The 400-nt window shown below is 43.5% G+C and carries 1 protein-coding gene; it reads left to right on the forward strand.

Going from position 1 to position 400, the window contains the following annotated elements; translation table 11 throughout:
- Positions 1–245 (forward strand): hypothetical protein (locus tag H7U22_RS22880; RefSeq protein ID WP_222621882.1); only part of this gene is annotated, 245 nt, incomplete at its 5' end.
- Between the last annotated feature and the right edge of the window lie 155 nt (positions 246–400).

Raw genomic sequence — 400 nt, forward strand, 5'->3', positions numbered from 1 at the left:
TGAGGGGCAACTCCCCTCCTTATTTTCAAGGAGGGGCTGGGGGTGGTTTATTTGTTTCTTGCAATTATACTTCCCAAACCCTGACTCCAGCTGAAATGACGACTGTTTTAAAAAAGGATTTGAAACTTACTTCAAAGTCAAAGGTTTCTCCGTTCCGCTCCAGTCGAAATGATGGTAGCTTTAGGAAAGATTTGAACTTATTGTTTCAAAAGTTTCTCCGTTCCGCTTCGCTCCAGTCGAAATGACGGTTGCTTTAGGAAAGATTTGAAACTTGCTTCAAAGGTTTCTCCGTTCCGCTGCGCTCCAGTCGAAATGACGGCCAGCTTAAAAGCCCTCCGTTTGGGATATGCGCTACAGCTGAAATGACAGTAGCTTTAGGAAAGATTAAGTGCAAAATGTT

The organism is Pedobacter fastidiosus (assembly GCF_014306625.1).
GTDB classification, from domain to species: Bacteria; Bacteroidota; Bacteroidia; order Sphingobacteriales; family Sphingobacteriaceae; genus Pedobacter; species Pedobacter fastidiosus.